The 374-nt window shown below is 63.4% G+C and carries 1 protein-coding gene; it reads right to left on the bottom strand.

Going from position 1 to position 374, the window contains the following annotated elements:
* Positions 1 to 66: 66 nt before the first annotated feature.
* The coding region (locus QZH66_RS18790) for an aldehyde dehydrogenase family protein (protein ID WP_305807290.1) at positions 67 to 374 on the bottom strand (308 nt) is incomplete at its 5' end.

Raw genomic sequence — 374 nt, 5'->3', positions numbered from 1 at the left:
TAGGCATGGTCATAGGTGGTTTTATCAAACAGGAATGTGGATGTGTCTCAGAACATGTTCACGATTTCAGGCCGGCACGTCGAACGTGACGCCCTGCGCCAGCGGCAGGGTGGCCGAGTAGTTGATGGTATTAGTTGCGCGGCGCATATAGGCCTTCCAGCTGTCAGAACCCGCTTCGCGGCCGCCGCCGGTGTCCTTCTCGCCGCCAAAGGCGCCGCCGATCTCGGCGCCGCTGGGGCCGATGTTGACGTTGGCGATGCCGCAGTCCGAGCCGCTGCTGGCCATGAACTGCTCGGCCTCGCGCACATCGAGCGTGAAGATGGACGACGACAGGCCCGCGCCCACGGCATTGTTCCAGGCGATGGCGTCGCCCA

The sequence above is a fragment of the Stenotrophomonas sp. YIM B06876 genome (assembly GCF_030711595.1).
Lineage (GTDB): Bacteria > Pseudomonadota > Gammaproteobacteria > Xanthomonadales > Xanthomonadaceae > Stenotrophomonas.
The sequence above is the reverse complement of the archived record's forward strand: the minus strand, read 5'-3'. Positions and strand labels throughout refer to the sequence as shown.